Here is a 6454-nt window from a genome sequence, read left to right on the forward strand (position 1 = left end):
ATTCTAAAATCTAGAAATCCCTGAATGATCCATTCTCACAAAAATTTTCAGGGATTACAAAAATCAAGCCAAAGGCCATCTTGCCTTAACCTCCACCCCACTACTTACATCCTTTTCTCCCCTTAACATCCGCAAACATCCAGCATAAGCAATCATCGCTCCATTATCGGTACAATATTCTAAGGCGGGGAAATAAATTGTTCCGCCAATACTCTGAATCCATTCGCGTAAACCCGATCGCAATGCTTTATTGGCTCCTACTCCACCCGCAACAACCAATTGCTTGCACCCCGATTCTTGCACAGCCCGCTTGCATTTAATCATTAGGGTTTCAACCACTGCCTCTTGAAACGCCTTGGCAATTTCAGCACGTGCACGCTCATCTTTTGTGCTTTGACTCCAAGTGTTTAATGCAAAGGTTTTTAAGCCACTGAAACTAAAATCCAGACCCGGTCTATCGGTCATGGGACGGGGAAACCGATAAGGGGTCGATTCACATTGATCGGCAAGCGCTGCAAGTACCGGACCTCCGGGGTAAGGTATGCCCATGAGTTTCGCAGTTTTATCAAAAGCTTCGCCTACTGCATCATCCAGAGTATCTCCAAGAATACAATATGTTCCTAAATCCTTGACTTCAACTAATTGGCAATGACCACCAGATACCAACAGTGCGATAAAGGGGAATTCGAGCGATGGGGTTTCCATTTTTGCAGCTAAAAGGTGCGCCTCCAAGTGGTGAATCGCCAATGAAGGGATTTGTAACGCGCACGCCACGCTTTTTGCAAAACAAGCACCTACCAGTAATGCACCAATCAAACCTGGGCCTGCTGTGTAGGCAATGCCATCCAACGCTTTTTTATCAATTCCTGTTTGTTGCAATACCTTATCAAGCAAAGGAATTAAATAATTAATGTGATCACGTGAAGCAAGCTCAGGAACCACACCGCCATGCACTCGGTGTGTATCAATTTGCGAATGTAAGGCATGCGCCAACAAACCAGCATCTGAATCGTAAATGGCTATTCCAGTTTCATCACAAGAAGATTCAATGCCTAAGATCAACATAAAAAAACCTATTATCAAATTCAGAATTGTAACACATTAATCGGATTAGCAGATTCCAGTTGTACTGAGAGTTAATAAAAATATATAGTTTAAAAACTTGACGAGTGCTTCAACTAGCACTAGAATTGCCCACCTATTAAGATCAAATAACCAGAGGACTAGTTTAATGCCTACCGTTCGCGTCAAAGAAGGCGAAAACCCAGAATACGCACTGCGCCGTTTTAAGCGCTCTTGTGAAAAAGCCGGTATTTTAACCGAATTACGCCGTCGTGAATTTTATGAAAAACCAACTGCTGAGCGTAAGCGTAAGCAAGCTGCTGCAGTAAAACGTCATCTAAAGAAAATTTCTCGTGATATGACAGCAAAGCAACAAGGCGGAAAACGCCGACGTAAATAGGATTTGTCCGTCCTGTATTTTTTACCAAGGCCACATGTACTTCGCATAGTCACAGTTGATTTATGATTATGATGTCGTATTAAGTGGCTTTTTGCGTTTCAGGGTACCTTAGGTTTTTTTCGCAACGCACTGCAGTAGCGTTTTGAAAAAATGCTAGGGTCTGTTGACCCTAATAAATCTTGTGAAACAGTTGGCTTATAGCCGTTCCTTGTATTTAGGGCCGAGCTCATTCGATTTAAGGAATAAAAATGACGATTAAAGAACGCCTCAATAATGATGTCAAAGATGCAATGCGTGCCAAGGATAAAGAACTTTTATCCACGCTTCGTTTAATCACTGCTGCAGTAAAACAAGTCGAAGTAGATGAGCGTATCGAAGTGGATGATGAGCGCATGTTGGTGATTTTGGATAAAATGAGCAAACAGCGCAAAGAATCCATAGCTCAATACGAAAAAGCCAATCGCGACGATCTGGTCGATCAGGAACAATATGAACTGGAGGTTCTGAAAAAATACTTGCCTGAGCCTTTGTCTGCTGTAGAAATTGAAAAAATGGTTCATGATGCCATTGCGTCAACTGGTGCTGAAAAAATGGCTGACATGGGTAAAGTAATGGCACTCTTAAAGCCCAGCTTGCAAGGACGTGCTGATATGGCCCAAGTAAGTGCCATGATAAAGGCCAAGTTAAGTTAAGGATCACCATGTCTGGCTTAATCCCGCAGCCATTCATTGATGATCTTCTTCTTAGAACGGATCTGGTTGAATTAATTGACAGCTATGTTCCCTTGAAAAAAAGAGGGAACAGTCATATTGCGTGCTGTCCTTTTCATAACGAAAAATCTCCTTCGTTTAATGTCGTAGCCAAAAAGCAGTTTTATCACTGCTTTGGTTGTGGCGCTTCAGGCAATGCCATCAGCTTTGTCATGAATTACCTCAATCAAGGGTTTGTTGATGCGGTTGAAACGCTGGCTACTCGTTTGGGTGTAACAATTCCTCGAGACAAACACACTGAAAAAAATAATCCATCGCAGGATCTTTATAAGCTCTTGTCTGCCGTAAGCCTTTATTATCAAAAAAAATTAAAGCATGAAGGACAACCCGCTATCGATTATTTACGTGGCAGAGGCTTAAGTGGTGAAATCGCGAAACGATATCAATTAGGTTATGCGAATGAAGGATGGCATCATCTTGAAAAAGCATTTCCTCGCAACCAACGTGAATTACTTGCAACCGGGATGTTAATTAAAAGTGATGAAGGAAAAATTTATGATCGGTATCGAAACCGTGTCATGTTCCCTATTCATGACCGTCATGGACGCATTATAGGCTTTGGTGGGCGCGTCCTGGATGCGGAACAAAAACCTAAATACCTTAACTCACCCGAAACAGTCATTTTCCAAAAAAGCAGAGAATTATATGGTTTGCACCAAATTCTAAACCAGCAAAAAACAATAGATTATATTATCGTGGTTGAAGGTTATATGGATGTGATTGCATTAGCCCAACACGGCATTATGAATGCAGTAGCCACATTAGGTACCGCAACGAGCACTTATCACATTCAACTTCTTGCCAAACATACCAAATCGCTGATTTTTTGTTTTGATGGCGATAATGCGGGAAGACAAGCTGCCTGGCGTGCACTTGAAAGCAGTTTGCCGCATTTGAATCTGGGGCTCGATGCCAGTTTTATGTTTTTACCTGATGGACATGACCCAGACAGTCTGGTTCGCAATGAAGGCAAAGACCATTTTTTAAATCAGCTTAAACATGCCACTCCACTGCATCGATTCCTCTTTGACAACTTAGCCAAAGACCTCAATTTACTTCGTCCCGCGGGAAAGACTCAATTAATTAATTTGGCCAAACCTTTTTTACAAAAAATGAATGAGGGCTCGTACAAGCAGTTACTTATCGAGGATCTGGCTCGTTTAACTCATATCGAAACACATCGCTTAAGCCAGTTGGTTACTGAGGAGTCCAAAACGTCCCAGCACGAGCAAATAATGACGATAGCACGTACGCCAATGCGCATCGCAGTGGCCTTGCTCCTGCAACATCCAGAAATTTATGCACCAATCAAACAGCATATCCATTCCGAGTTACTCGACATTAAAGAACATGAAATTTTATTGAAACTGCTACAGCAACTGGCAACAAATCCACAAGCAACTACAGCAACACTTATTGAATCATGGCGTGATCATCCTTATTTTGACTCCATAAACAAACTCGCAGCCTGGGAGCATTTAGTTCCTGAACAAGAATTGGTCAAAGAATTTATTGATATTATGGTATTTTTACAAAAACAAAATCGTGAATTAACCATACGTCAACTGATTAATAAATCGCGTCAACAAGGCTTGGATGAAGCAGAGAAAATAAAGTTACAGGATATGTTAAAAGAGCGCCATGTTTAAGTGGTTCCTTGTTAAGCTCCGGAGCTGCCTGTGTTTGGACAATGCAATTAGTATTAACCCTAGCTCATGTGGTGTTCCATCATGTGCTAGACTCTTGTAAAGAAGATGTCCAGAAAAAAGCAATGAAAAACTACTGGTATGTTGCAGTCTCCCGGTTTATAATTATAAGATTTTGTAATCCTAAAGAAGCAAGCAATCCAATTAGTGCATATAATGCTGTAGATTCCATTGTTTTTTAGGATAATGTCCAATTGTCCCTAGAGAAGTGCCTATGACCATAAATGATCAAGAACAGCAAAGCTCACAGATAACCAAAGTCATTAGCCTAGGCAAGGAGCAAGGTTATTTGACTTACAGTCAGATCAATGACTTGCTGCCTAATATAGTCGATACAGAACACTTTGATGTCATTATCAGCATGCTGGAAGGCATGAACATCAAAGTATTTGAATTGCCGCCGGGTGATGATGAACTGGCACTTCTGCTCAATACAGAAGAAGTTCCAGATATCGAAGAAGCCGCCATGGTACTTGCCTCTGTGGACAAGGAAACTGGCCGTACAACCGATCCGGTTCGTATGTACATGCGTGAAATGGGTACAGTAGAGCTGTTGACCCGTGAAGGCGAGATCCGCATCGCGAAACGCATTGAAGAAGGCATTTATCAAGTACTTAAATCTTTGGCTCATTATCCAGAAACTGTCCAGTTAGTGCTTGATGATTATGATCGGTTTATTGCTCAAGAAATTCGTCTGAATGAAATTATTAGTGGCTTTTCTGATGTTGAAGATGAAATCGCTCCTGCTGCAAGCATTGGCTCCATGCTGGATGAAGCGCGACAAGATGAAGATCTACTTCTTGCTGATGAGGAAGAGGATGAAGACGGCGAAGGAGGCATTGGGGAAGTCGATGATGGTCCAAATCCAGAGCAAGCAAAAGTTTATTTTGATGACTTACGCATTACCTATGAAGAAGCAATCGCTGTATTAAAAGAGTTCGGTAGAGAGCACGCTACAGCGCTGAAAGCGTTAGAAATCATGTCTGAGTCGTTCTTAAAACTCAAGCTTACTTCCAGACAGGTTGATCGTTTAACACGTCATTTCCGTCAGCTACGTAACCACATCAGAGAGTTCGAGCGTGGCATTATGCGCCTTTGCATTGAGAAAGCGCGTATTCCGCGAAAGCTGTTTATTGATACATTCCCAGGCCAAGAAACAGACATGGAATGGCTCAATTCCATTATTAGCAAACACGGTAAAAAACTCGATATGGACCGTATCCAGGAATATACCGAGGAAATTCTGCGTATCCAATCACGATTGGTCGCATTCGAAGCCGAATACGGTTTGACGATTGGTGAAATTAAAGACATCAACCGTAAAATGTCCATTGGCGAAGCTAAAGCACGTCGCGCCAAAAAAGAAATGGTCGAAGCCAACTTACGTTTGGTTATTTCCATCGCGAAAAAATATACCAACCGTGGCTTGCAATTCCTTGATCTAATTCAGGAAGGCAACATCGGTTTGATGAAAGCTGTAGATAAATTTGAATACCGTCGTGGTTACAAGTTCTCTACCTATGCAACTTGGTGGATTCGACAGGCAATTACCCGTTCGATTGCCGATCAAGCGCGTACCATCCGTATTCCGGTACACATGATCGAAACGATTAACAAGCTCAACCGAATTTCCAGACAAATACTTCAGGAAACTGGCCGTGAAGCCACACCCGAAGAATTGGCTGAAAAAATGGAATTAAGCGAAGACAAGATTCGTAAAGTCTTAAAAATTGCTAAAGAACCTATTTCCATGGAAACCCCTGTGGGTGATGATGATGATTCACACTTAGGTGACTTTATTGAAGACAATAACATTGAATCACCCATCGACATGGCAACTGCTGAGGGGCTACGCGAAGCAACTCTGGAAATCTTGGAAACTTTAACCCCAAGAGAAGCCAAAGTACTGCGTATGCGTTTTGGTATTGAAATGAATACCGACCATACTCTGGAAGAAGTGGGCAAACAATTTGACGTAACTCGTGAGCGAATTCGCCAAATCGAAGCCAAAGCGCTCCGCAAACTGCGTCATCCATCTCGCTCAGAGAAACTGAGAAGCTTCCTCGAAGGTGATGAAGGCTAATAATTCAAATAAAGAGGAAGGATAAAAAGGATTTGTGACCTCTTTACCCTTCCCTACCCCTCTCCCGAATGGGAGAGGAAAATCCCTAAAAAAATCACAAAAAAAACTAGAACATTAAACAAATTAAGTTTAAAATGACCCCCTCTCCGGGCCCATAGCTCAGTTGGTCAGAGCAGCGGACTCATAATCCGTTGGTCCTAGGTTCAAGTCCTAGTGGGCCCACCAATTAAAGCCAGTAAAATCAATAAGTTACACTTGACACCTTAGTCACCCCAAAAGTCCTTGCGTGATTTTTGCGTGACCTACATTTAAAACCTATAAAGCAACTACCTTTGAAGCCTGTTTATTTGGGCTCTTTCCCAATTACGGGGGCACTCACATTTAACAGCACAGCACCCTAACACGAGTTCTGTAATTTTCAAAGTTACGAAAG

The 6454-nt window shown here is 42.1% G+C and carries 5 protein-coding genes and 1 tRNA gene; 5 read left to right on the forward strand and 1 reads right to left on the reverse strand.

All coding sequences use genetic code 11. From position 1 onward, the window contains the following. Positions 1-63: 63 nt before the first annotated feature. A complete protein-coding gene (tsaD, locus tag Lani_RS13300) occupies positions 64-1065 on the reverse strand; it encodes a tRNA (adenosine(37)-N6)-threonylcarbamoyltransferase complex transferase subunit TsaD (protein WP_019234722.1) in 1002 nt (333 codons plus the stop codon). A 166-nt stretch (positions 1066-1231) separates the two neighbouring features. Here tsaD and rpsU point away from each other — a divergent pair, with 166 nt between their 5' ends. The 5 genes from rpsU to Lani_RS13330 all read left to right on the forward strand — a co-directional run bounded on the left by rpsU (position 1232) and on the right by Lani_RS13330 (position 6246). Next, on the forward strand, positions 1232-1462 hold the full coding sequence (gene rpsU / locus Lani_RS13305) for a 30S ribosomal protein S21 (RefSeq protein WP_010652681.1): 231 nt from the start codon (positions 1232-1234) through the stop codon (positions 1460-1462). A gap of 248 nt (positions 1463-1710) precedes the next feature. After that, a complete protein-coding gene (locus Lani_RS13310; RefSeq protein ID WP_019234721.1) occupies positions 1711-2154 on the forward strand; it encodes a GatB/YqeY domain-containing protein in 444 nt (147 codons plus the stop codon). Between the two features lie 8 nt (positions 2155-2162). Beyond that, entirely contained in the window at positions 2163-3881 is a 1719-nt protein-coding gene (gene dnaG, locus Lani_RS13315; RefSeq protein ID WP_019234720.1) for a DNA primase, read from the forward strand. 271 nt (positions 3882-4152) lie between these two features. Beyond that, positions 4153-6021, forward strand: coding sequence for an RNA polymerase sigma factor RpoD (gene rpoD, locus Lani_RS13325; RefSeq protein WP_019234718.1), 1869 nt, complete (start codon positions 4153-4155; stop codon positions 6019-6021). A 148-nt stretch (positions 6022-6169) separates the two neighbouring features. Further along, positions 6170-6246, forward strand: a tRNA-Ile gene (locus Lani_RS13330). The last annotated feature ends 208 nt before the right edge of the window (positions 6247-6454 follow it).

This window comes from Legionella anisa (genome assembly GCF_001467525.1).
GTDB classification, from domain to species: Bacteria; Pseudomonadota; Gammaproteobacteria; order Legionellales; family Legionellaceae; genus Legionella; species Legionella anisa.